The 24,012-nt window shown below is 71.9% G+C and carries 19 protein-coding genes; 8 read left to right on the plus strand and 11 right to left on the minus strand.

Translation table 11 applies throughout. From position 1 onward, the window contains the following. Positions 1 to 16: 16 nt before the first annotated feature. Together ACZ6R6_RS09800 and ACZ6R6_RS09805 are read right to left on the minus strand one after the other, a co-directional pair. Positions 17 to 319 (minus strand): IS3 family transposase, encoded by a 303-nt coding sequence (locus tag ACZ6R6_RS09800; protein WP_470091778.1) that lies wholly within the window; start codon positions 317 to 319, stop codon positions 17 to 19. A gap of 969 nt (positions 320 to 1,288) precedes the next feature. After that, positions 1,289 to 2,605, minus strand: a complete 1,317-nt coding sequence (locus ACZ6R6_RS09805) for an NAD(P)/FAD-dependent oxidoreductase (RefSeq protein ID WP_470091780.1) — start codon at positions 2,603 to 2,605, stop codon at positions 1,289 to 1,291. On the opposite strand from ACZ6R6_RS09805, the gene ACZ6R6_RS09810 reads away from it, so the two are divergent. Together ACZ6R6_RS09810 and ACZ6R6_RS09815 are read left to right on the plus strand one after the other, a co-directional pair. Further along, positions 2,574 to 2,783 carry a heavy-metal-associated domain-containing protein gene (locus ACZ6R6_RS09810; RefSeq protein WP_470091782.1) on the plus strand — a complete coding sequence of 70 codons (210 nt, stop codon included), beginning with the start codon at positions 2,574 to 2,576 and terminating at the stop codon, positions 2,781 to 2,783. The two genes, ACZ6R6_RS09805 and ACZ6R6_RS09810, sit on opposite strands and share 32 nt — an antisense overlap. A 137-nt stretch (positions 2,784 to 2,920) precedes the next feature. Next, positions 2,921 to 3,169, plus strand: coding sequence for a hypothetical protein (locus ACZ6R6_RS09815; RefSeq protein WP_470091784.1), 249 nt, complete (start codon positions 2,921 to 2,923; stop codon positions 3,167 to 3,169). A 352-nt stretch (positions 3,170 to 3,521) separates the two neighbouring features. Here ACZ6R6_RS09815 and ACZ6R6_RS09820 read toward each other — a convergent pair whose 3' ends face one another. Further along, positions 3,522 to 4,067, minus strand: a complete 546-nt coding sequence (locus tag ACZ6R6_RS09820; protein WP_470091786.1) for an MOSC domain-containing protein — start codon at positions 4,065 to 4,067, stop codon at positions 3,522 to 3,524. A 118-nt stretch (positions 4,068 to 4,185) separates the two neighbouring features. Here ACZ6R6_RS09820 and ACZ6R6_RS09825 point away from each other — a divergent pair, with 118 nt between their 5' ends. Beyond that, complete coding sequence (locus ACZ6R6_RS09825; protein WP_470091788.1) at positions 4,186 to 4,947, plus strand: TetR/AcrR family transcriptional regulator; 762 nt, start codon at positions 4,186 to 4,188, stop codon at positions 4,945 to 4,947. On the opposite strand, the gene ACZ6R6_RS09830 is transcribed toward ACZ6R6_RS09825, so the two are convergent. Continuing rightward, a complete protein-coding gene (locus tag ACZ6R6_RS09830; protein WP_470091790.1) occupies positions 4,925 to 5,461 on the minus strand; it encodes a GNAT family N-acetyltransferase in 537 nt (178 codons plus the stop codon). The two genes, ACZ6R6_RS09825 and ACZ6R6_RS09830, sit on opposite strands and share 23 nt — an antisense overlap. 489 nt (positions 5,462 to 5,950) lie before the next feature. On the opposite strand from ACZ6R6_RS09830, the gene ACZ6R6_RS09835 reads away from it, so the two are divergent. Together ACZ6R6_RS09835 and ACZ6R6_RS09840 are read left to right on the plus strand one after the other, a co-directional pair. Then, positions 5,951 to 6,601: a lysophospholipid acyltransferase family protein gene (locus tag ACZ6R6_RS09835; protein ID WP_470091792.1), complete on the plus strand. Its 651-nt coding sequence runs from the start codon at positions 5,951 to 5,953 to the stop codon at positions 6,599 to 6,601. 104 nt (positions 6,602 to 6,705) lie between these two features. Further along, on the plus strand, positions 6,706 to 8,304 hold the full coding sequence (locus ACZ6R6_RS09840) for a penicillin-binding transpeptidase domain-containing protein (RefSeq protein WP_470091794.1): 1,599 nt from the start codon (positions 6,706 to 6,708) through the stop codon (positions 8,302 to 8,304). 46 nt (positions 8,305 to 8,350) lie between these two features. Here ACZ6R6_RS09840 and ACZ6R6_RS09845 read toward each other — a convergent pair whose 3' ends face one another. Beyond that, positions 8,351 to 8,632 carry a DUF3040 domain-containing protein gene (locus tag ACZ6R6_RS09845; RefSeq protein ID WP_470091796.1) on the minus strand — a complete coding sequence of 94 codons (282 nt, stop codon included), beginning with the start codon at positions 8,630 to 8,632 and terminating at the stop codon, positions 8,351 to 8,353. Between the two features lie 185 nt (positions 8,633 to 8,817). Continuing rightward, complete coding sequence (locus ACZ6R6_RS09850) at positions 8,818 to 10,212, minus strand: sensor histidine kinase (RefSeq protein WP_470091798.1); 1,395 nt, start codon at positions 10,210 to 10,212, stop codon at positions 8,818 to 8,820. A 482-nt stretch (positions 10,213 to 10,694) separates the two neighbouring features. Between ACZ6R6_RS09850 and ACZ6R6_RS09855 the strand changes: the two genes are divergently transcribed. Continuing rightward, positions 10,695 to 13,862 carry a S41 family peptidase gene (locus ACZ6R6_RS09855; protein WP_470091800.1) on the plus strand — a complete coding sequence of 1,056 codons (3,168 nt, stop codon included), beginning with the start codon at positions 10,695 to 10,697 and terminating at the stop codon, positions 13,860 to 13,862. On the opposite strand, the gene ACZ6R6_RS09860 is transcribed toward ACZ6R6_RS09855, so the two are convergent. Continuing rightward, complete coding sequence (locus ACZ6R6_RS09860) at positions 13,834 to 14,787, minus strand: helix-turn-helix transcriptional regulator (RefSeq protein ID WP_470091802.1); 954 nt, start codon at positions 14,785 to 14,787, stop codon at positions 13,834 to 13,836. The genes ACZ6R6_RS09855 and ACZ6R6_RS09860 overlap by 29 nt on opposite strands. 80 nt (positions 14,788 to 14,867) lie before the next feature. Here ACZ6R6_RS09860 and ACZ6R6_RS09865 point away from each other — a divergent pair, with 80 nt between their 5' ends. Next, positions 14,868 to 15,614 carry an alpha/beta hydrolase gene (locus ACZ6R6_RS09865; protein ID WP_470091804.1) on the plus strand — a complete coding sequence of 249 codons (747 nt, stop codon included), beginning with the start codon at positions 14,868 to 14,870 and terminating at the stop codon, positions 15,612 to 15,614. Positions 15,615 to 15,800: 186 nt separating this feature from the next. Beyond that, entirely contained in the window at positions 15,801 to 16,208 is a 408-nt protein-coding gene (locus ACZ6R6_RS09870) for a peptidase inhibitor family I36 protein (RefSeq protein ID WP_470091806.1), read from the plus strand. 876 nt (positions 16,209 to 17,084) lie between these two features. Here ACZ6R6_RS09870 and ACZ6R6_RS09875 read toward each other — a convergent pair. From ACZ6R6_RS09875 to ACZ6R6_RS09890, 4 genes are all read right to left on the minus strand, one after another. Beyond that, on the minus strand, positions 17,085 to 17,996 hold the full coding sequence (locus ACZ6R6_RS09875; protein ID WP_470091808.1) for a zinc-binding dehydrogenase: 912 nt from the start codon (positions 17,994 to 17,996) through the stop codon (positions 17,085 to 17,087). A gap of 46 nt (positions 17,997 to 18,042) precedes the next feature. Further along, positions 18,043 to 20,934, minus strand: coding sequence for an AfsR/SARP family transcriptional regulator (locus ACZ6R6_RS09880; RefSeq protein WP_470091810.1), 2,892 nt, complete (start codon positions 20,932 to 20,934; stop codon positions 18,043 to 18,045). A 167-nt stretch (positions 20,935 to 21,101) separates the two neighbouring features. Further along, positions 21,102 to 21,269, minus strand: coding sequence for a hypothetical protein (locus ACZ6R6_RS09885; RefSeq protein ID WP_470091812.1), 168 nt, complete (start codon positions 21,267 to 21,269; stop codon positions 21,102 to 21,104). Positions 21,270 to 21,840: 571 nt separating this feature from the next. Then, entirely contained in the window at positions 21,841 to 24,012 is a 2,172-nt protein-coding gene (locus tag ACZ6R6_RS09890; RefSeq protein WP_470091814.1) for a WD40 repeat domain-containing serine/threonine protein kinase, read from the minus strand.

The following is a 24,012-nucleotide window of genomic DNA, read 5'->3' on the forward strand; positions in this document are numbered from 1 at the left end:
CGATCCGAATGAAAGATCACCGTCGGTGACGGCCCTGCAACCCGGCCGCTCTCATCAGCCGCGCTACTGGGCGCCGGTCGCAGCCGGCCCCTTCTCGTTGCGAGACGGCGTGAATGCGCGGAGCGCCGTAGGTGCCGTGCGAGTGCCGATGGATCTCAGTGATGCGCTCAGCCAGGTGCCCATCACGCACCGCACGAGGGCCAGGTACGCCCGGACGACGGGCATGGAAGGCGGCTCGGGAGACCTCCAGCGGCTCACACGCCCGTTTGACGTTGTGTCCGCTCTGCTTTTCCGCCTTGATGAGGGGATGCACCCTCACCGGGTCTCCGCGAAGAAAGCCGTGGCCCGCTTGAGGATGTCGACGTCCTCGCGCAGCCGACGATTCTCGCGCCGCAGCGCGGCCAACTCCTCGCGTTCACCACTGGTCAGCCCGTCTCGATCGCCGGTGTCGACCTCGGCATGGCGGATCCAGTACCAACGGCCTCAACCTGGTCACGCGCGTCATGGGCCTGCTCGCGGCGGCGATAGCCGTGCAGCTCATCGCCGGAGCAGTGCAGCACTGGATGCGCCGGGGTGTCAGCTGATCGGCAGCCTACTATCTGGTTTAGTTAGTTCTCCCGCCTCCTGGCCACGGCGCATTCGTCAGCCATTCGCGGGCCGGAAGATCGTGGAGAAAGTCCGGCCGCCGTCCTTCGACTCGAGGACGGCGTTGTCCTCCATGGAGGCGAGCAGCCGCCGTGGGTCGACGGCGGTGAAAGCACTCGCCGGGCCGGGGAGCTCGCCCCCGGATCCCCACGTCCGGCCGCCGTCACGGCTGATGTGGATACGGCCGTCCGCGTCCGGCCCGACGTCTGGGCGTCCTTCAACCTGAACAACCCGTAGTGGCCCGCGACGTAGATGGCGCCATCGGCGGGATCGACGCCCAGCCCATGGATATGGCCGATCCCCGGATCCTGGCCGTGCGCCCGGCCTCCGGGTTGCGACCGGGTGCAGGCGGTTGCAGCCATGACCAACGCCGCGGCCCGGATCAGGGGACGCGTTCCATGCATGTGGCGACCTCGCTGACGGTGAGCCGTGCAGCCGCAGTCTACTATGCATCATCGTAGGCATCTGCGAAGAGCTCACTGGATCAGGCCTGCCTTCCGGCCGGTCGGAGCCGATGCGGTCCTCGCCGAGGGGAGGTGTGAGATGGATCGCCCACTCAGCGGCTCTCACCTCCCTGCTGCTCGGCGCAGGAGTGGGCGCCGTGCTCACGCCCGCCTTCTCCGTCTCCTGGCGGTGTCTCGATTCAGGCCACGACCGCATCGAGGGAGCTGCCGGCGACGATGCCTCGCTCCAGCTTGATCAGGTCCTTCGGGGAATTGACCGCCACCGCGCCCACCAGCACGCCGCCTCTGGCCAAGCCGACCGCGAAGCTGTCTTCCTCGAACGCGCCTGTCACCAGCCTGGCCTCGTCGGCCAACTGCGGGAGCCCGGCGCTCTGGATCCGAGCGCCGTGTACGTGAGTGGCGAACGAAGGAAGATCCGCGAACGGCTTGGCGTTCTCGGGACCCGCCAGCAGGTTGGCGGCGGCCACCGCTCCCTGGTCGTTCGCGTTGGACCAGTGCTCCACCCTGACCAGGACATCGCCGTACAGACTGTGCGGCCAGCGCACCACATCGCCCGCCGCCACGATGTCGGAGGCGCCCTGCGCGTACAGCGTCGCATCGCAGACCAGTCCGTCCTCGACGATGAGGCCGCCGGCTTCGAGCCATTCGGTGTTGGGCATCACCCCCATGCCCGCGACCACGAGATCGGCGGGGATGGACCGGCCGTCGTCCAGTCGTACCGCTGTCACCCGGGGAGCACCCTCGAAGCCGACGACACGAGTTCCGGAGATCAACTCCACCCCGTTGCTCTCGTGGTGCCGGGCAAGCCATCGGGCGGCGTCCGTGCCGGACGCGGCGAGCGTGGGGTGCGGTGCGCTGTCTACCAGCGTCACCTGGTGACCGAGAGCGCGTGCGGTCGAGGCCACCTCGCCCCCGATGAACCCGCCACCGATCACCACGACCCGCCGGTGGCCGTTGTTCAGCTCTGCGCGCAGGGTGAGTGAGTCCTCGATCGTGCGCAGCGTGTGCACGCCTGCCGGGTGCTCGGCCAGCCGCCTGGGCCGCGCACCGGTCGCGATGACGAGTCCGTCGTAGTGCACCGTGGAGCCGTCGTCCAGGGCGACCGCCTTGCCGACGGGGTCAAGGCCCACCGCCACACGCCCCCGTAGCCAGTCCTCTCCCAGGTCCTCGGCTCCTGGCAACGAGACGTCGCCATCTCCTTGCAGGACACTCTTGGACAGCGGCGGTCGGTTGTAGGGGATGTGGGCTTCGACGCCGATCAGTGTGAGCTCTCCGTCGAACCCCCCTCGACGAAGTGCCTGTACGGCACGCAAGCCGGCGAGCGATGCGCCAACGACGGCGGCTCTGTTCAGGTTTCTCCTGGAGAGGGAATATACCCCTACGGGGTTAGGGTTGCGTGAACTCGGCCCGTGGCGTAACTTCCTGGGCGTAATACCCAGCAGGGGTATTAGGGAGGAGTTGGGCATGAGCACCAGTACGTACAAGGTCACCGGCATGACGTGCAACGGCTGCGCGGGAAAGGTGAAGGCTCAGATCGGCAACGTCGCCGGGGTCAGCGGCATCGATGTGGATCTCGCCACCGGACACGTCACCGTGACCAGCGAAGGACAGCTCGACGACGTACGAGTCGTGGAGGCGGTCGAAGAGATCGGCTACGAGGCAGTCCTGGTCTAGCCGGCATCCCTGCTCCGGGTCGGCCCTGAGGCCGGCCCGGATCCGCTACGCACGGCCTGCTCCAAGGGAGTTCGCGGATCGACCAGCGGGTGAAGGGCCGACCGACTTTGGTCGGGCGGGTCGTGGCCGTCTGAACGGTGACGAGACGGTTCGACCTGACCGATGCGCGATGGGCGGCGCCGGAGGCGCTGCCGCCGACGCCCAAGCGGTCGGGGCGGCCGCCGTTGTTCAGCGAGCGGCGCTCCCGCGGCGGCCTGACCACCGAACTGCCCCTGGCCCGTGAACAGGGCCAGAAGCCGCCGCCGATCGTGCTCACCGCCGACCGGCGCGGCGACAGCCCGCAGTCCACCACGGTCATCGACGGCGTCCGGGGGCCCTCGAGCTGAAACCGCCTGGGCAGCGGACCGCCCCCGGACCCGACCGGACCGCATCCTGGCCGACAAGGCCCACACCGCCACGACCGACCGCACCCGTCTACGGCGACGCGGCACCGAAGCCACCATCCCGGCAAGGCCGCCCAGGACACCGACCACCGGGCCGAAGGATCCGAGGACGGCCGGCCACCCGCTCTCGCCCCCTCGGATCTACCCGCAGCGCCACGCCGTCGGGTGCGACATCGACCGGCTCTACCGCCCTCGCGCTGCGGCCACACGGTACGACAGGCCCACCGTGCGCCACGCAGCCACGATCCTCATCACCACGATCAACGAACGGCTCCGACCGACTTCGACACAGGCCCTAGACCCGGTCCAGCGGCCGGTGCGGCGGCGCCGGCAGCGCCACCTCGATCGCGTCACCGGGCCGCACCTCGCCGCCGGCCACCACTATGCCCATCACCCCGGCCCTGCGGACCAGCTCGCCGGCCGGGTCCCGGCCCACGACCTGCTTCAGCAGGCCGGACTGGAAGGCCTCGATCTGCAGGCACGGGTTGCGCAGCCCGGTGATCTCGACCACCGCCTCCTCCCCCAGCCGCAGCAGCGCCCCCACCGGGAGCCCGAGCAGGTCGACCCCCCGGGTGGTGACGTTCTCCCCCAGCTCGCCCGCCGCCACGGAGAATCCCGCGCCCGCCAGCTCGTCGTGGAGCTCGGCCTGGATCAGGTGGACCTGGCGCAGGTTGGGCTGGGTCGGGTCCTGGGCCACCCGGGAGCGGTGCTTGACCGTCACCCCGAGATGCGCGTCGCCTTCGACACCGAGTCCGGCCAGCAGCCGGATGCCCGGCTCGCGGGTCTTGGTGAAGGTGTGCGTGGCGCTACGGCTCACTGCTGTCACTCGTCCGTCATTCATGAGACGATCCTGCCCTGTCCTGTCTGCCCTGTCATGGCACCGATCCGCATCTTTATGATCATTTCTACAGGAATCGCCCTGCCCGCCCCGGGCCGCCGTGACCGATAAGCTCACCACGATGGAACACAGCGGCAAGGGGGATCCGGCACGCAGCCTGGCGCTGCTCTGGCGGACCAGCGAGCGGAGCAGCCGCAAGGGCAAGCCCGACCTGAGCGTGGACCGGATCGTGCGGGCCGGGATCGAGATCGCCGACGGCGAGGGGCTGGCCGCGCTGTCGATGCGGCGCGTCGCCGAGCGGCTCGGGGTCGGCACCATGTCCCTCTACACCTACGTGCCGGGCAAGGCCGAGCTGCTCGACGTCATGCTCGACACCGTGTACGGCGAGACGGCCCGCCCCCAGGACGTCGCCGGGGGCTGGCGGGCCAGGCTCACGCTCGTCGCCCGGGAGAACTGGGAGCTGTGCCGCCGCCACCCGTGGATGTTGCAGGTCGACATCGGGCGTCCGCCGCTGGGCCCCAACCTCATGGCGAAATACGACTACGAGCTGGGCGCGGTCGCCGGCACCGGCCTGACCGAGATCGAGATGGACTCCGTGCTCAGCCTGGTCCTGGGCCACGTGCACAGCACCGTGCGCGGCGCGGTGTCGGCCGCGCGGGTCGAGCAGGACACCGGCGTCACCGGCGAGCAGTGGTGGCAGGCCCACCGGCCGATCTTCGAGAAGATCTTCAACCCGGCCAGCTACCCGACGGCGGTCAGGGTCGGCGGGGCGGTGGGCCAGACCTACCAGGCCGCCTACGTCCCGCCCGAGCAGCTCTTCGAGTTCGGCCTGGAGCGGGTGCTCGACGGCGTCGAGATGCTCATCGCCAGGCGTCGCGGCTGATCCGGTAGAGCACGTGCGGCCGGATCGGGCTGCCGGCCGCGACCCGCGGATGGTCGAAGTCGTCGGCCGGGTCCCGGGTCATGCCGAGGCGTTCCATCACCGCCCGGGAGCGCAGGTTGGCCACGGCCGTCATGGAGACGATCTCCTCCTGCCCCGCCGGGCCGAAGCCGTGGTCGAGCGCCGCCCGGGCCGCCTCGCCGGCGTAGCCGTGCCCCCAGGCGGAGCGGGCGAGCCGCCAGCCGACCTCCAGCGCCGGGGTGAAGGGCGCCTCGAACGTCTGCCAGGCCAGCCCGGTGAACCCGATGAACTCCCCCGTGGCACGCACCTCCAGCGCCCAGAGCCCGTAGCCGTGCTCGTCGAAGGCCGACTCGATCCGCTCCACCATCGCGTCGGACCGCTCACGGCTCAGCGGCTCGGGGAAGTGCTCCATCACCTCGGGGTCGGCGTTCATCGCCGCGAACGGCTCCCGATCGGCCTCCCGCCACCTGCGCATGATCAGACGTTCGGTCTCCACCGCACCTCTCCTCGGGTCGTCGGCTCCCGCGGCGGCCGAGTGGGGACCGCGCGCCACGGGAGCATACGGAAAACGGGCGGCCAGCCGCACCGGAGGACCGTGACCTGCGGGGCGGCGGAACCGCCCGGCCACATCCGACACGCCGGGGCCCAGGGGTGGAATAACTACCGGCGGACGTCAGTTAGAGTAATCGTGCCGATGTGGTTTGTGTCCCCCGGGCCGCAAATTACCGCCTTCACGGAATACCGTTCGGCTGGAGCCGTGTTGTGCCTCTCGCCGAGGAGGCGACCGCCACATCGGCACTAGACGTCTCGCCCCACGGGTGCCCCGGCACCCGTGGGGCGTTCTGTTTCTCCGGCTCCGCCCAGAAAAGGGGCGCGACTTTGGAGGAGGGCTACAAACCTGGGGGCTCCGCTTGTGCGGGTGCGCACACCTGCCGCCCGTCCAGCCACCACCTAGTGTGGTGAACCCGCCTCATGAGGAGAGCCCGTGCTCTATCGCCTGACCAAGATCGTCAGCACTCCTTTCCTGCAACTGCTGTGGCCCACCGAGGTCACCGGGGCAGAGCACGTGCCCTCTTCGGGCCCGGCCATCCTGGCCTCCAACCACCTGTCGGTCCTCGACTCGACCTTCCTGCCTCTGGTGCTCCCGCGCCAGGTCCGTTTCGTCGCCAAGGCCGAATACTTCACCGGCAACCCCGTCACCGCGGCGTGGATGCGGGCCACCGGCCAGCTCAGCATCGACCGGCAGAGCCCCACCGCAGCCCAGGACATGCTGGACACGGCCGCGCGGGTGCTCAAGGACGGCGAGCTGTTCGGGATCTACCCGGAGGGCACCCGTTCCCCCGACGGCCGCCTCTACCGGGGCAAGGTCGGGGTCTCCTGGCTGGCCCTGGCCACCGGGGCGCCGGTGATACCGGTGGCGATGAGCGGCACCGACAAGGTGCTCCCGATCGGCGCCTCGGTGCCCAAGCTGGGCCGGGTCGGGGTGCGGATCGGCAAGCCGATGACGTTCACCGGCTCGGAGACCAGCGCGCGCGACCGGCGCCGGGTCACCGACGAGATCATGGCGGCGATCCGGGACCTGTCCGGGCAGGAGTACGTGCCGAACTACACCCCCGCCCGCGGCCAGGCCAAGTGATCATTTTCCGGAGTGCGCCGCGGCGTCCGCGCTAGGCTGCGCCCTTGGGCCAGAGGACTGGGGGTAGTCAGATGCCACGTGGTAGGACGATCGCGATCACATCGGTGACCGCCGTGTTGGTGGCGGGGGCCGCCGGGGGTGGGGCCTGGTGGTTCCTGCACACCCGGGGGACCCCCCAGGAGACCGCCCAGCGTTTCGCCCAGGCGTGGCAGCGTGCCGACCTGGCCGCCATGCGCGCCGAGCTCGGCGTGGCCGACCCCGCCTTCGGCCGGCCGTACGAGGACATGCGCAAGAACCTGGCGGTCGAGGCCACCACGGTGCGGCTCGACTCGGTGCGCGAGACCGGCGACGACACCGGCCAGGCCGCCTACACCGCCACGCTGAAGCTGAAGAACATCGGCGAGTGGAGTTACTCCGGCGTCCTCGACCTGGCCGTCGTCGACCGCAACTGGCGGGTCAAGTGGTCTCCGAAGGCCGTCCACCCCGACCTGACCGACGGCGGCACGTTCGCGCTGAAGACCAGATGGCCCGCGAGGGCGGGGATCGTCGCCGCCGGCGGCGAGCGCATCGACGGCGGCGACGCGGGCGGCTCGGTGCAGCAGCTCGTCGGCTACCTCGACAAGGCCACCGCCAAGGACGTCAAGGCGCTCGGCTCCGCCTACAAGGTGGGTGACGCGATCGGCCGAGGCGGGTTGCAGGAGACCTTCCAGCAGCGCCTGGCGGGCACCCCCACCACCGAGATCCAGCTCGTCGGCGCCGACAAGAAGACCGTCAAGTCCCTGGGCAAGATCGAGGGAGAGAGCGGCGAGGCCGTGGAGACCAGCCTGGACCTGCGGGTCCAGCGGGCCGCAGCCGACGCGGTGCGCGACCTGAAGCAGACCGCCTCGCTGGTCGCGATCAAGCCGTCCTCCGGCGAGATCCTCGCCGTGGTGAACAACCAGGGTGGTTTCAACCGCGCCCTGGACGGCGCCTACCCTCCCGGCTCGACCTTCAAGGCCATCACCGCCGTCGGCCTGCTGGCCGAGGGGATGACCCCCGGCGAGCGGACCACCTGCCCCAAGGACGTCAACGTCGGCGGCCTGCCGATCCGCAACTCCCACCACGCCGGATACGGCTCGGTGACCTTCTCCGACTCCTTCGCCTACTCCTGCAACACCACCTTCGCCCCGCTGGCCCGGCAGCGGCTGAGCGCCGACAAGTTGCTGAGCGCCGCGGAACTGTTCGGCTTCAACAAGCCGCTCGGCATCGGCGTCCCGGCGGCCAAGGGCAGCTTCCCCAAGGCCCGCAGCGACGCAGAGCTCGCCGCGCAGTCCTTCGGCCAGGACCGGATCACCGCCAGCCCGCTGCTGATGGCCTCGGTCGCCGCCGCGCTGGCCGACGGCACCTGGCGCCCGCCGACGCTGGTCCCCTCCATGGAGCAGAAGGCCGCGCCGCAGGAGCTCCCGGAGGGCGTCACGTCCCCGATGCACCAGATGATGTCCGCGGTGGTCACCAAGGGCACCGCCAAGGACGCGGGCCTGCCGTCCGGCACCCGCGGCAAGACCGGCACCGCCGAGTACGGCGCGCAGGACGCGCTGAAGACCCACGCCTGGTTCATGGGCTTCCGGGGCGACCTGGCCTTCGCGGTCATCGTGGAGGAGGGCTCGGGCGGTGGCGCGGTCGCCGCACCGGTGGCCGCGGCCTTCCTGCGCGCTCTGGGCTGAGGCCCCACGGTGGCCCGCCCGGCCGTCGCACCGCCGGGCGAGAGCGCTACAGCGGGAGCGCGGCGGCCTCGTGCCGCAGGACCAGGATGAGCAGGGTGGTGATCAAAGTCGCGATCAGCACCCAGCTGACCATGATGATGACCGTCGAGCGGCGGGGGGCCCGGCCGGACCCCCTGTCCTTCTTCGCGTCACGCCTGCGGCGGCCGTGCTCCCTGCGCTGGACACGCTCGTTGAACGACTCGAGCCGTGCCGCCAGCCGCGGGTCCTCATCGATGAGGTGACGCTCGATCTGCAGCAGTAGTCGCTCCTCGTCCTGCGACCAGGCCATGCCGTACCTCCCCGGAACGCAAGGCGTGTGCGGGTTTCCTGCCCAATCGTGAAGATCGTTATCCATTCCGAGCCCTGCGATTTACCGCTTCTTTTCGCGCCCGCCACCTGCCCCGGCGCGGCCGTCCCCGCGGGGCGTCCGGCCGCGCCCGGCCGGGCGCCCGGCCGCGCCTCGCGGGGCGTCCGTCAGGCGGTCCCCTCCGGTGTGTCCAGGCCGCCGCCTCGGGTCCCGGCCAGCGCGAGCCGTAACACGAACCGGGCCCCTCGCGGGCTGTCGGCGACGTACAGGCGCCCGCCGTAGGCCGACGCGATCTCCTTGGAGATCGCCAGCCCCAGGCCGCTCCCTCCGGCGTCCCTGTTGCGGGAGGCGTCCAGGCGGGTGAACCTGTCGAACACCCGCTCCCGGTCGGCCGGCGCGATCCCGTCGCCGTCGTCGATCACCTCCAGGACCGCCTCCCCCTCCTCCGCGCAGACCTTCACGACGATCTCCCGGTCCGCGTGCCGCTCGGCGTTGGCCAGCAGATTGGTCAGCAGCCTCGCCATCTTGAGGTGGTCGGCGCGCACGACCACTCCGTCCATCCGCTCGATCCTGATCGGCACGTGCCCGCTGCGGCAGGCGACCTCCTCCTCGACGAACCGGCCGAGGTCGAGCGGCTCCAACCGGTCCGAGAGCGCCCCGGCGTCGAGCCTGGCGAGCTCCAGCAGGTCGCCGACGACCTCCTGCAGGCGCTCGACATCGCTCAGCGCCGCACGCGCGGTCTCCTCCCAGGGTTCCTCGCCGGGGGCGCCCAAGGCCACCTCCAGCCGGGTGCGCAGCCCGGTGATGGGGCTGCGCAGGTCGTGGGAGGCGTCGGAGACGAACCGCCGCTGGTTCTCCACGGCGTGCTGGAGGCGGTCAAGCGTGGAGTTCATCGTCTTGGCCAACGCCGCCACCTCGTCGCCGGTGTCCGGCACCGGGACCCTCCGGCTCAGGCCCGTCGCGGTGATCTCGGCGGTCTCGGCCCTGATCGCCTCGACCGGGCGCAGGGCCCGGCCCACGGTCCGCCAGGTGCCCACGATGCCGCACAGGAGGACGAACAGCAGCAGCAGCGCCAGGACCGACGGCAGGATCCATCCCGTGAAGTAGGGCACCGGCGCCGCCGCGTAGATCAGCACCTCTCCGTAGTAGGCGGTCCTGATGAGCACTCCGACGAGCTTGCCGCAGGGGGTGAGGTAGGGGCCGCACAGCTCGCCGTCCACCCGGCTGTCGCCGGCGACGGGGACGAGGTGGGAGATCCTCGGAGCGCCCTCCAACTCGGCGCCGGCCGCGATGACCCGGCCGTCGCCCGGCCTGACCACCTGGATCAGGGACACCCCGCCCGGCCCGGTGGGGATCGGGTCCGGCGCCGGGTTCCTGTAGAGGTGCACGCCGGTCATGCGCGCGGCCTGCGCCGCCTCCGCGGTGGCCCGGTCTCCCGCGTCGTCGCGCATGTGGGTCACCAGCACCGCGAAGGTCAGCGCGAGGATCACCGCCGTGATCGCCATGTTGACGCTCACGGCCCGGCCGCGCACCGAGCGCAGCAGCCGCCGCCACCTAGCCACCGCCGGCCGCCCGGGCCGCCACTGAGCCGCCGGCCACCGCCCCGCACGGCGCCCGGGCGGCTTCGACGACGCGTATCCGCATGTCACAAGCATTCCAGCCAGGCTCTGAGCGCACCTCGTCCCCCCGGGCATCCCCGCTCCCGCCTGCCCGGCGGTGCGGCTCACCCGTCGCGGAGGACGGGTGGTTAATCCCTTAAAGGGTACTAACCACCCTGATACGGATAAACAGGCTTATTGTCTGACTTAGCAATTGGGGGGACCGTGGCAGACGCCAAGAAGAAATCCGCCAAAGCCTCGGGCAAGCAGAAGAAGGCCGCGATCAAGGCGGTACGTACGGCCAAGCAGGCCAAACGTAAGGATAAACGCTCCGAAAACCCATAAACCGGTCAAGGTGCCCGGAACGGACCGGGTCCCCGCAACCGTGAAATCATGATCAGGCGACCGGAGCACGCCCCCCGGTCACCCGATCATGGAGTGACACGATGTCCGCCTACCTGCGATTCCCGACGATCCTCGGCGAGACGGTCGTCTTCGCCGCCGAGGACGATCTGTGGATGGTGCCCGCCACCGGCGGGCGGGCCTTCCGGCTGACCGCCGGGGTGGCCGAGGCAGGTTACCCCCGCTTCTCCCCGCGCGGCGACCAGCTCGCCTTCGCCGGACGCGAGGAGGGTCCGGAAGAGGTCTACGTGATGCCCGCCGACGGTGGGGCGGCCCGGCGGGTCACCTACCACGGGGCCCGTTCCACCGTCACCGGCTGGGATCCCGACGGCGCCATCCTGTACGCCAGCGACGAGGCCCAGCCCTTCGAGGGCCAGAAGTGGCTGCACCGCGTCCAGCCTGACGGGATCCCCGAGCGCCTGCCGTACGGCCCGGCCAACTCCATCTCCTACGGCCCGCAGATCGTGCTCGGCCGCAACACCGCCGACCCCGCCCGCTGGAAGCGCTACCGGGGCGGCACCGTGGGCGACCTGTGGATCGGCGCCGAGCGGTTCCGGCGGCTCATCGCCCTGCCGGGCAACCTGGCCTCGCCCTGCTGGGCCGGGGACCGGGTCTACTTCATCTCCGACCACGAGGGCGTCGGCAACGTCTACTCCTGCACCGCCGACGGCGGCGACCTGCGCAGGCACTCCGACCACGCCGACTACTACGCCCGTAACCTCTCCGGCGACGGCCGCCGGCTGGTCTACCACGCCGGGGCCGAGCTCTACCTGGTCGAGGACGGGGAGTCGCACCACATCGGGGTCTGCCTGCGCAGCTCCCGCACCCAGCGCAACCGCCGCTTCGCCCCGGCCGAGGACTTCCTCGACAGCGCGACACTCAGCCCGGACGGCAGCGGCCTGGCCATCACCACCCGGGGCAAGGCGTTCTCCTTCGCCGCCTGGGAGGGCCCGGTCCGCCAGCACGGCGCGCCCTACGGCGTCCGCTACCGCCTGCTGACCTGGCTGAACGACGGCGAGCGGCTCATCGCGGCGGCCAGCGACGACGGCGACCGTGAGGTGCTGGCCGTGCTCACCGCCGACGGCGGCGCCGAGCCGGTCGGCCTCGGCCATCTCGACACCGGGCGCGTCACCGCGCTGGAGGTCTCCCCCAAGGAGGACCGGGTCGCGATTGCCAACCACCGCAACGAACTGCTCATGATCGACCTCACCGCTGGCACGGCGGCCGGCGCCGGGAGCACGGTGATCGACTCCAGCAGGTTCGGCCCGATCGAGGACCTCGCCTGGTCGCCCGACGGCCGCTGGCTCGCCTACGCCTGCCGGGAGACCGCGCAGACCATGGCCGTCAAGCTGTGCCGGGCCGAGACGGGCGAGACCTTCACCGCCACCCGCCCGGTGCTGTGGGACACCTGCCCCGCCTTCGATCCGGGCGGCGACTACCTCTACTTCATCGGCCAGCGGGTCTTCAACCCGGTCTACGACGAGCTCCAGTTCGACCTGGGCTTCCCTCTCGGCTCCCGCCCCTACGCCATCGGGCTCCGCGCCGATGTCCGCTCCCCCTTCGTCCCCGAGCCCCGGCCGCTCAAGGACGACGACGAGGACGACGACGAGGAGGAGGAGGAGGAGATCGAGGTGGTCATCGACCTGGAGGGCATCCAGGACCGCGTCGTCGTCTTCCCCGTCCCCGAGGGGCGCTACGACCGCATCGCCGGGATCAAGGGCAAGGCCGTCTACCTGACCTTCCCCGTCGAGGGCAGCCTCGGCGACGACTACGCCGACTCCTCCGACGGCACGCTGCAGGTCTACGACTTCGCCGACCAGAAGCAGGAGACCCTGGTCGGGGACGTCTCGGAGTTCCAGCTCGGCCGCGACGGCGCCACCCTGCTCTACCAGTCGGGCAAGCGGCTACGGGTGATCAAGGCGGGCGAGGCGCCCGAGGACGACGACACGCCGGGCCGGGCCGGCGGATGGGTCGACCTGTCACGGGTCAAGGTGTCCATCCGCCCGGAGGCCGAGTGGCGGCAGATGTTCCGCGAGGCCTGGCGGCTGCAGCGGGAGAACTTCTGGACCCAGGACATGGCCGGGATCGACTGGGAGGGCGTCTACCAGCGCTATCTCCCTCTGGTGGACCGGGTCACCACCCGGGGGGAGTTCTCCGACCTGCTGTGGGAGCTGCTCGGCGAGCTCGGCACCTCCCACGCCTACGAGAGCGGCGGCGCCTACCGGTCCCGGCCGCACTACCGGCAGGGCAAGCTCGGCGTCGACTGGTCCTTCGAGGACGGCCGCTACCGGATCGCCAGGATCGTCAACGGGGACCGCTGGGACCCCGGCGCCACCTCGCCGCTCAACCGCCTCGGGGTGGACGTACGGCCGGGCGACACCGTGCTGGCCATCAACGGCCAGCCGGTCGGGCCCCTGGCCGGCCCTGACGAGCGGCTGGTCAACCAGGCCGACCAGGAGGTCCAGCTCACCGTCGGGCGCGGGGAGGACAGGCTGACCTTCAACGTCAGGGCCATCGGCGACGAGCAGCCGGGCCGCTACCGCGACTGGGTGGAGGCCAACCGGGCCCACTGCCACGAGCGCAGCGGCGGCCGGATCGGCTACCTGCACATCCCCGACATGGGCCCGGAGGGCTACTCCGAGTTCCACCGCGGCTTCCTCACCGAGTACGACCGCGAGGGCCTGATCGTGGACGTCCGTTTCAACGGCGGCGGCCACGTGTCGGCGCTGCTGCTGGAGAAGCTCGCCCGCCGCCGCCTCGGCTACAACTTCCCCCGCTGGGGCGTGCCAGAGCCCTATCCCGACGAGTCGCCGCGGGGGCCGATGGTCGCGATCACCAACGAGTGGGCCGGCTCCGACGGCGACATCTTCAGCCACACCTTCAAACTGCTGGGCCTGGGCCCGCTGATCGGCAAGCGCACCTGGGGCGGGGTGGTCGGCATCTGGCCCCGGCACCAGCTCGCCGACGGCACGGTGACCACCCAGCCGGAGTTCTCCTTCGCCTTCGACGACGTGGGCTGGCGGGTGGAGAACTACGGCACCGACCCCGACATCGAGGTGGACATCACCCCCCAGGACTATGGCCGGGGCGTGGACACCCAGCTCGACAGGGCGATCGAGGTGGCCCTCGGGCGCCTGCTCGTCCACCCCCCGCACACGCCCAACCCGGCCGACCGGCCACGGCTCACGGTCCCGCGCCTGCCGCCTCGCTGAGCCGGCCGGCCAGCGCCCTGATCTCCCCGCGCAGCCCGTCCGGTGTGATCACGGTGAACGGCCAGCCGAGCCCGGCCAGCATCTGCGCCATCCCGTCCAGCCGCTCGGCCCTGGTCTCCAGCAGGATCCCGTCGGCGGTCTCGGTCAGCGTCGCCGTCGAGGCGGGGATCCTCCCACGCGCCTCCTCCATGGTGGTGGCCAGCAGCACCTTCACCTCGTGCCGGTACGGCACCGCCGACAGCGATCCGACCACGTGCGCGACGGGGTCGAAGCCCTCCGGGGCGTCGAAGGAGCGCCCGGTCCCCGCGGCGCTCGCCACCCGGTCCACCCGGAAGGTCCTCATCTCCCCGCTGTCGTGGTCGAACCCGGCGACATACCAGCGGCCGGAGTGGAAGACGATGCCGTAGGGGTCCAGGTCGCGCTCGGAGGGCTCGCCCCGCCAGGACCGGTAGGCCAGCCGTACCGTCTGCCCGCGCCGGACGGCGTCGGCGAGCGCGAGCAGCGGCCCGGCCTTCGGGGCGCTCGCGGGCGCCGGCTCCCGGGTGTGCTCCAGCGTCGCCGACACCGCGGCGACCCGCTCGCGCAGCGCCTGCGGCAGCACCCGCTGGATCTTGGCCAGCGCGCTCTCGGTCGCCGTCTCCCCCACCGCGAGGCCGGTCCGCCGCCCGGCCAGCAGGCCCAGCACCACGGCGGTGGCCTCGTCGTCGGTGAGCATCAGCGGCGGCAGCTTGTAGCCGGGCAGGAGCCGGTAGCCGCCGTGGCGCCCGCGCTCGGCCTCCACCGGGACCCCGAGTTCGGAGAGCCGCACCGCGTAGCGGCGCACCGTGCGCTCGTCCACCTCCAGCCGGGCGGCGAGCTCGGGCCCGGTCAGGCCCGGCCTGGCCTGCAGGAGTTCCAGCAGCGCGAGCACACGGGTGACGGTCATCGGAGATTCCCCAGAAATCAGGACTGATTCTGTCCGGATTCGATCCTAGCCTGAAACCAATCGAAAGAGGAGAGAACGCGATGAGCACATATGTTCTGGTCCCCGGCTTCTGGCTCGGCGCATGGGCGTGGGAGAAGGTCGTCCCGGCGCTGCGCGAGGCCGGCCACGACGTCCGTCCGGTCACCCTCACCGGGCTCGGCGACCGGGCGCACCTGGCCGGCCCCGAGGTCGACCTGGAGACGCACATCCAGGACATCGTCGGCACCATCGTCTCCGCGGACCTGCGCGAGGTGATCCTCGTCGGCCACAGCGGCGCCAGCGCCGCGGTCACGGGCGCGGCCGACCGGATCCCCGAGCGCGTCGCCCGGCTCGTCTACCTCGACTCCGGCCCGGCGGCCGACGGCATGACGTTCATGGACCTCAACGAGCCCGAGTGGAAGGCGTTCATCGAGACGCGGGTCGCCGAGCAGGGGGGCGGGACGGGCTATCCGCTGATCTCCTGGGAGGAGCAGGAGCAGGCCGGGGCGAGCCTGGAGGGGCTGGGCGAGGCCGAACGCGAGTGGTTCGCCTCCCGCGCGGCGGCTCAGCCGTACGGCACCATGACCCAGCCGCTGACGCTGAAGGGCGGCGTGGACGGGCTGCCCAAGACGCTCATCGCCTGCTCGTTCCCGCTGGAGCAGGTCCACGCGATGATCGCGGCCGGCCATCCGCTCTTCGCGGCGCTCGCCGGGCCGGAGTGGAGCTTCGACGCGGTGCCCACCGGCCACTGGCCGATGTTCTCCAAGCCCGCGGAGACCGCGGCCGCGCTCGCCGCGCTGGGGCGCTGAGATCGCGGTGGGGGGCGGACGGGCCGCCCCCCACCGCCCGCCGGGGCCGTCGCCCGCCGACGGCCCCGGCGGGCGACGCGATCACATCGCGATCACTTTTAGTAACGGAATACTCACTTGAAGTGATGACGGTGGCTGAGGAAGCATCGGTCGGGCAAGAGCAGACCCCCGACCAGAGGATCCACAGTGAGATCGAACATCCGGAAGGCATGCCTCGCCGCCGCGGCCGTCGGCGTCCTGTGCACGGGACCCACCGTTGCGGCCCAGGCGGAGACCGGACCGTCCACCGGGCGGGCCGAGCAGGCCGCCGCGCTCAGGCGCGCCGCCGAGCAGTGCGGGAGCGGCCAGGTCTGCTTCTGGCGCTCCCGCAACTTCAGCGGCACCCCGTGGCGGTGGACGCCTTCGAGCGGCTACCGCGACATGCCCTCCAACCTGCACGACCACGTCTACTCCTTCTACGCCAACGCCTCCGCCTGCTTCATCGACTGGGACCCCAGGGAGAAGCGCAGGGCCAATCCCGGCGACTACGCCAAGGCCTACGACACCAACTTCGGGAAGCGGATCGACGCCGTGGACCGGATCGGCGCCTGCTGACCGATCCGCCGGCGCCGGCGCTCCCACCCGGTTCGGTCACATCATCGAGGAAGACCCGGCAATCACTACGTCTACGGCTACGACTGGGACGAGAGGTCGGGGCGGTGGGTATGGCAATGGTGGGCGGACAACGACGGCGGGCGGACGGCGACACGTGGGACACCTCTTCGGCACCAGCCGGTGTGGCGACATCCCGGGAGAGTGACGTCCCCCGAATGAGCGGAACCTTCGGTCGCGGGAGCCTTGTCACTCGCAGGGGCCTTGTCGATCGCGCGTAAGAGCCTGCTGACAATGAATCCGGTCGCTCAGGCCGGGACCCGGGAGGCCCTGGCCGAGGGCATCTCGAATGCGCCTGCGGGCAGGAGCGGGCTCCTGGTGGCTGAGGTGTTGTCTACGCATCTCGGCGGCCAGGAGCCCGTGGTTGTCTGTTTGCACGCCCGCGTCCGTGGGCGCCCGTGGTTGTGCTTCACCGAGGCGCCGATGTCATGGCCGGGAGCCGTCATATCCGTCGGATCCGACCGATGCCGAGTGAAGGGTGCTGGGAGGCGAGGCGCGAGCGGTGATGGTCGAGCCGGTCGCGCCCATGGGCAGGCCGATGGTCCATAACCTACGGGAGGCTGGCCGCGATCAACTACGTGACCAGGTACGGGATCGAGTGGCGGGCCCTGCCGGTCGACTTCCCCCCGCACGAGGCGGTGTACGCCTTCTTCCTGCGCTTTCTTGCTGCGCTGGTCCCGGCGAGGTCTGCCCGAGCGGCTCGCCGGGCGGCTATGCGGCCGTCTTCGGGTCATGGCCGGACGCGGCGAGCTGCCCACGGCCGGGTGCGACGACTCCCAGAAGGCGTCCGGCGGGGCGGGCGTCGCCGGGTGAACCCGTTCAGTCGGTCCGGAGAAGGGTGAGGACGGCCTTGCCCTGGACCCGGCGGGTCAGGAGGGCGTCCGCCGCGGCCATGGCCTGCTCCCATGGGCCGCGCCAGCCCACCTGGGCGTCCAGCTCGCCTCTGGACAGGAGGTCGACGAGGTGGGCGAGGTCGTCGCCGAAGGGAGTGGTGACGTTGAAGTTCTCGATCCGCCCACGCTGGGACCGTGTCCTGGCCTCCTCGAAGTCGATCACTGTGGGCTCCTTGGACGCCTTCCCGATGGCCTGGATCACGCCGTCGTCCTCCAACCGGTAGAACGCCTCGGCCAGCTGCTGCCCGCCCACGTTGTCCAGCACGCCGTACACTCGCTCGCGCAGGCCGGCGGGTCCGAGCACGATCTCGGCCGCGCCCAGCTCCCGCAGTCCCTCGGCCCGCGCCGCAGCGCCGACGGAGGCGATCACGTGTGCTCCCGCACGGGCGGCGAGCTGGACCGCGTACCTGCCGACGCCTCCTGACGCCCCGGTGACCAGCACCCTGCGCCCGGACAGCGGGCCGAGCCGCCGCACCGCCTGCAGCGCGGTGACCCCGGCGACCGGCAGCGCGCCGGCCAGGGCGAGATCGACGCCGTCGGGGACGACGGCCAGTTCGGCGGTGTCCACGGCCCGCAACTCGGCCCACGCCCCCGACCAGCCGAACGTCACCACACGCGTGCCCACCGCGGGCCCCGAGCCGTCGGCGGCGGCACGTACGACCACCCCGGCCGCGTCCCATCCCGAGACGTGGTCGGGCCGGAGCCGCACGGACCGGTAGGCGATCTCCCCGTAGTTGAGCGAGACGGCCGACACCTGGATCAGCACCTGCGAGGGCGAGGGAACCGGGTCGGGGACGACGCCGAAGGACAGGTCAGGGTTGAAGATCAGTGCTCTCATGCGTCCCACTGTGCCGACCGCCACGCACGATCGGCTGATGGTCGGCCTACGGGCCCGAAGCGATCATTTGAAGGACGCGGTCCACATCGCCGCGTTCGGACGGCGGCAGGGGCGCGCCGACCGACTCCCTGAGCGCCGCCGCCTCCGCCAGCAGCCGGGCCGCCTCCTCGAAGGAGCCCTCCAGCGCCGCCACCTCCGCCAGCCCCTCCTGCGCCAACGCCACCGAGCGCGGGTCGCCGACCTCGCGGGCGGCGGCCAGCCCCTCCAGATGCAGCGCACGGGCGGCGGCCGCCTCCCCCCGCCCCGAGGCGATGAACCCCAGCTCGGCCAGGATCAACGTCACCCCGTAGAACGGCACGCCGAACTCCGTCTTCAGCCGCCGGTTCCAGGCCAGCGACTCCAGCAACAGCTCCTCCGCCCGGTCGAGGTCACCCGATCGACGGGCCACCAGCCCGAGCCCCACCCTGGCGAACTCCTCGGCGAACCTGTTCGCCTGCTCGCCCGCCAGCCGCATCCCCTGCTCGTGGAACTCCGCCGAACGCTCCAGCTCGCCGGTCAGCAGGGCGATCCTCCCCAGGCTGGACAGCCGGTAGGACGCGTCCGTCCACAACCGCAGGTCCTCGGCGGTCCGCAGCCCCTCGCGGTGCAGCCGGCCGGCGCGCGCGTAGTCACCGGTGACCTCGGCCAGGTAGCCGAGCATGTCGGAGGCCTGGAGCTGCCCCCACCGGTCCCCTAGCTCGCCGAAGATCGCCATGCTCTCGGCGCCACTGCGCGCGGCCAGGTCGAAGTCGCCCTGGAACATCGCCTGCTTGGCGCGGCCGGCCAGGGCCGCCGCCTCACCCCAGCGATCGTCCAGCGCCCTGAACTGTGCCAGCGCCTCCTCCAGCAACCCGGCCGCCGTGCTCACGTCCCCGAAGTTCATGCAGGCGTGGGCGAGGAACCAGCGTGACCTCGCGTCGGGGAACTCCGTCCCCCCGGTACGGCCGGCGCCGGCCAGCAGCGCGAACCCGGAGCCCCAAGCCGTCCCCTTGGTGTGCCGATACCCCTCCTGATACCTGCCCCGCAGATACCAGTACCAGGTCAGCGCCTCGACCAATCGCGGTGACTCCGCCGATTCCAGCACCGCCCTGAGATTGAGCACCTCCTCGTCCAGCCGCGACAGCCACCGCCGCTGGGCGCTGCCGTACAGGTGAGGCGCGGCCCGTACGGCGAGCTCGGTGTAGTAGGCGTCCCTGAGCCCGACCACCGGATCGTCCTGGTCGAGCCGCTCCAGACAGTAGGCGGCCACGCTCTCCAGCAGCCGGTATCTGGGCGCGCCCGTCACCATCGATCTGTTCACGAGCTGGTCGAGCAGGTCGAGCTCGACCCCGACCGCCTCGGCCGCCTCCAGCGTGCACCCGCCCGGATGGACCGCCAGCGCCAGCATCGCGGCCCGCTGCGGCTCGGTGAGTTGCTCCCAGCTCCAGTCGATCACCGTTCGTAGCGTCTGCTGCCTGGCAGGCCGGCCCCGGCCCGCGCCCCCCAGCAGCCGGAACCGGTCGTCGAGCCGTTCGGCCACCCCCTGTACGCCCAGCGCCCGCACCCGCGCCGCCGCCAGTTCCAACGCCAGCGGCAGTCCGTCCAGCCGCCGGCAGATCGCCTCGGCCCACAGGGTGCTCTCCGCGTCCAGCGACGTGCCCGAGCGGTCGGCGAACATCGCGACCGCGCTCGCCTGGTCGAGCGGCGGCACCACGAAGAGCGCCTCCCCGGGCAGGGCCAGCGACTCCCGGCTGGTGGCGAGCACGCGCACCGCCGGAGCCGTCCGCAGCAGCAGCTCCACCAGCGCGGCCGCCTCCTCGACCAGGTGCTCGCAGTTGTCGAGGATCAGCAGCAGCCGCTGCCCGCGCAGCGCGGCGGCCAACCGGTCCGCCAGGTCGGACACCGGCACCTGAGGAGGCGAGGAGGTCTCGTCCCGGACGCCCAGCGCGGCGGCCACCAGTTCGGCCACCTGCCCGGTGGCCCCGGCCAGCTCCACCAGCCACACGCCGTCGGGGAAGGCGAGCGAGGACGCGGCGGCCAGCGCCAGCCGGGTCTTGCCCACCCCGCCCGGACCGGTCAACGTGACCAGCCGGGAGGAATCCATCAGGCCATGGACCTCCGCCACCGCCCCGTCCCTGCCCAGGAGCGAGGTGACCTGCACGGGAAGGTTCGTCGAGGAGGACACGGGCGCGGGCGTCAGCGCCGGGTCCTGCACCAGGATCGCCTGGTGGAGCGCGGCCAGCTCGGGGCTGGGATCGAGACCCAGCTCGTCGGCCAGCAGGGCACGGAGCTCGGCGTATCCGGCCAGGGCCTCGCCCTGCCGCCCGGCGCGGTACAGCGCGCGCAGATGAGCCGCCCGCAACCGCTCCCTGAGGGGGTGCGCCGCCACCAGCTCTCCCAGCTCGTCGGCCAGGCGGCTGTGCTCGCCGAGCGCCAGCCGCACCTCCGCCTGCTCTTCGAGCGCCGTCAGGCGCTGCTCGTCGAGGCGGGAGGCCGCGGCGTGCGCGAAGGAGTCGCGGAAGTCGGCGTAGGCGGGACCGCGCCACAGTGCCAGCGCGTCGGACAACAGGTCGGCTCTCGCCCGCAGATCATCGCTCGCCAGCGCACCGGCGAGCAGCCGGGCGAACTCGACGGCGTCCACCGAGTCGCTGACCAGCGAGTATCCAGTCGGCTGGTAGGCCACCAGCTCCCGGTCACCCAGCGCGCGGCGTAGCTGGGAAACCTTGGTCTGCAGCGTGTTGGAGGGGTTGCCCGGCAGTTCCTCGCCCCACAGATCGTCCAGGAGCCGGTCGGCCGACACCGGCCGCCCCTCGTGCACCAGCAGGTCGGCGAGCAGCGCGCGGACCTTCAACTCGGGGACCCGGACGGGCGTCCCGTCGGCGGTCCACACCGAAAGCGGACCAAGCACTCCAAATCGCACCGGATAAAGCTATCTCCAGCCGACCCCCAGCCGATCGTGCGCGGCCACCGACACAGTGGAATCCACCAACAGGACGGCAGGAGGCGGAATGCGAGTGGCGATCGTCATCGGCAGCGTGCGGGAGGGCAGGTTCGGCCCCACCGCCGCGGCCTGGCTACGGGCAGGCCTCAGGCGGTCTGCGAGCCGTCGAACAGCTCCGGCCGGTGTTCGCCGCCCTCGGAGCGGTGTGCGTCGGCGAGCCCGTCAGCTTCCCGTTTCACCGGCCCCCTCCGGACTCCTCCGCCGAACACCTGCTCGACGCCCTCGAGGAGCACCACGACCGTGAGCACCACCATGTCCGCTGACGTCCGCCGGTGCCGTCGTCACGTGAGCGTTGGCGGCCGGTTGGAGTCCGCGAGCCGGGAGATCATGGTCCGTTCAGTTCCCCGGCGTCCAGTAACCGCACTCCAGCGCACCCACCCCGGCCAGGGGCGGGTGCGGGACCGGCGGCCACACGCCGGACACGGACAGGCCCAGCACGAACGCCCCCCGGCCGGCGCCGACCGGCTCTCGGCGCCGAGCCTGGCGCGCAGCCGTACCAGGTGGTAGTCCACCGCCTGACGGGTCAGTACAGCCGGCGGGCGACCTGCCCGTTGGACGCGCCCGCGGCGACCAGCCGTAGCACTTCGCCCTGGAGCGGGCTCAGCACGGGCGCGAAGGCGGGCGAGCCGCCGGAGCCGGCCTCGTGGGGACCGCCCGGCAGGACCGCCGCGGCGGCCGTCGCCGGACGCGTGCCGGGCGGGGCCAGGTCGGCGGGGACCCTCGGCGGATGTCCTCAACGGGTGTGCGGCTTCAACGGCCGGGGTGTCGATCCCGTCCTCGACCTGCGGGGCTGGCGTCTCCACTCATGTCGCGCCCGGACTCCACTCATGTCGCGCCCAGACTCCACGCCCGGACTTTGCGGTCGTCGCCGCCGGCCACGGCGACGGTCACGCCGTTCAGGGTCCCGACCGCCACCGAGTGGACCCACCCGGTGTCGCCGACGAGGGCTCTGCCGATCTGACGTCCTGCGGCCAGGTCCCACACCCGCACGGTGCGGTCGTAGGCGCCGCCGGAGACGGCGATGGGCCGTCCCTCCAGGGTGCCGAAGGCCATCGAGTTGACGGAATCGGTGTGGCCGGTGAGCGGCCGCCCTATCAGCTCACCGGCGGCCAGGTCCCATACCCGGATCTTTCTGCCGCCGCCGGTGACGGCGACGACCCTGCCGTCCAAGGTGCCGAGCGCCAGCGACTGGACGGGGTCGGGACCGGTGAGGGGGCGGCCGACGCGTTGCCCCGTGGCCAGGTCCCACACGCGCAGGGTTCTGTCATAACTGCCGGTGACGGCGACGGTCCTGTCCCCCAGCGCATGGATCGCCGCTCCCGTCACCGCGTCGGTGTGACCGGTGAGGGGCCGGCCGATCCGGCGGCCCGCGGTCAGGTCGTAGACCCACATCGTGTAGCGGTCGTCGTAGCCGAAGACGGCGATGGCGTTGCCGTTCATCGTGCCCAGCGCGAGCGTGCTGACCGCGTCGGTGTAACCGGTGACCGGCTCGCCGATCTGCTTGCCCGAGGTCAGGTCCCATACGTTGAGCGCGCCCCCCTTGTCTCCGCCGCTGCCCGCGTTGTCGCCGGTGACGGCGACGGGCGTGCCGTTCACCGTGCCGGTGGCCAGCGTCCAGACGGAGTAGGAGATACCGATCCTGCGGATCTGCCGGCCTGCCGCCAGGTCCCAGATCCGCAGCGTGTAGTCGTAGTTGGTACCGGAGATCGCGACGGTCCTGCCGTCCACGGCGGCGATCGCCACGGCGCTGATCTCGCGGGTGTGCCCGGTGAGCGGGGGGCTGAGCGGGGTCCCGAACGGCGGTCGCGCCGTGCTCGGCGACGGTGTGGAGGTCTGCGCCGGGGCATGAGGCGTCGCGGGAGCGGATGCCGGCCGGCCGGATCGGCCCACGGCCGGCGACCCCGTCGCGGGGGTCTCCCGCTGCGTCGTGGGGGTCTCCCGCTGCAGGGTGCGGATGATCGCGGCGCCCCCGCCGACGACTCCCACCGCCGCGAGGGAGAGCAGGACGCGCCGCCGGGCCGGGCCGGCGGGCATCGTGGGCGGTCGGCGGGAGGGGGCCATCGGCTGGTCGAGGTCGCCGTGTGCCGGTGGCGGCACGGGGTCGGGGGGACGGGCGACGACGTGACCGGTCGAGTCTCCGGAGCCAGGGGCCGCCGCCGGTGCCCCGGCGGGTGCCGCCCGGACGGGGGTGGCGTGTTCGCCGGTCAAGACGCCCAGCATGGCGGTGAGGGTGGGGCGTGCGGCGGGGTCCTTGTCCAGGCAGGCGGCCAGCAGGTCGTCCAGCGGGGCGGGCACGCCGCTCAGGTCGGCCTGTCCCAGCACGATGGCGCCGATCACCGCCGTGGCGTCGTCGCCGGGGAAGGCGCGGCGGCCGGTGGCGGCGAACACCATGGTGGCCGCCCAGCTGAACACGTCGCAGGCCGTGGTGGCCGGCTGGGAGGCGAACAGTTCGGGGGCCATGTAGGCGGGGGTGCCGACGGGGCCGGAGCGGGTGGTGACCTGTTCCAGGGCCTGGGCGATGCCGAAGTCGATGACGACGGGACCCTCGGGGCCCATCACCACGTTGGCCGGTTTGAAGTCGCGGTGCACGATGCCGGCGCGGTGGATGGCGGCCAGCGCGGTGAGCGTGGTGACCGCCAGGCGCTCCAGCCCGCCCCCGGTGCGCGGCCCGTCGCCGGTGACCAGGTCCTGCAGGGAGGGGCCGGGCACGTACTCGCTGACCACGTAGGGGCGATCGCCGGTCATGCCCGTGTCGAGCACACGGGCGGTGCAGAAGGGCGCCACCTTACGGGCCAGGTCGATCTCGCGCAGGAAACGCCGGCGCACGCCGGGGTCGCGGGCCATCCGGGCGTGCAGCACCTTGATCGCGACCCGGGCGCCCGACGGGGAGTGCCCCAGGTAGACCACGCCCTGACCGCCTTCTCCCGCGACGGCGCTCAGGCGGTGGTCGCCGATCCGGCGGGGGTCGGTCTCACTCAGCGGGAACAGTTCGGCCAC

The sequence above is a fragment of the Streptosporangium sp. NPDC048886 genome, from assembly GCF_055586905.1.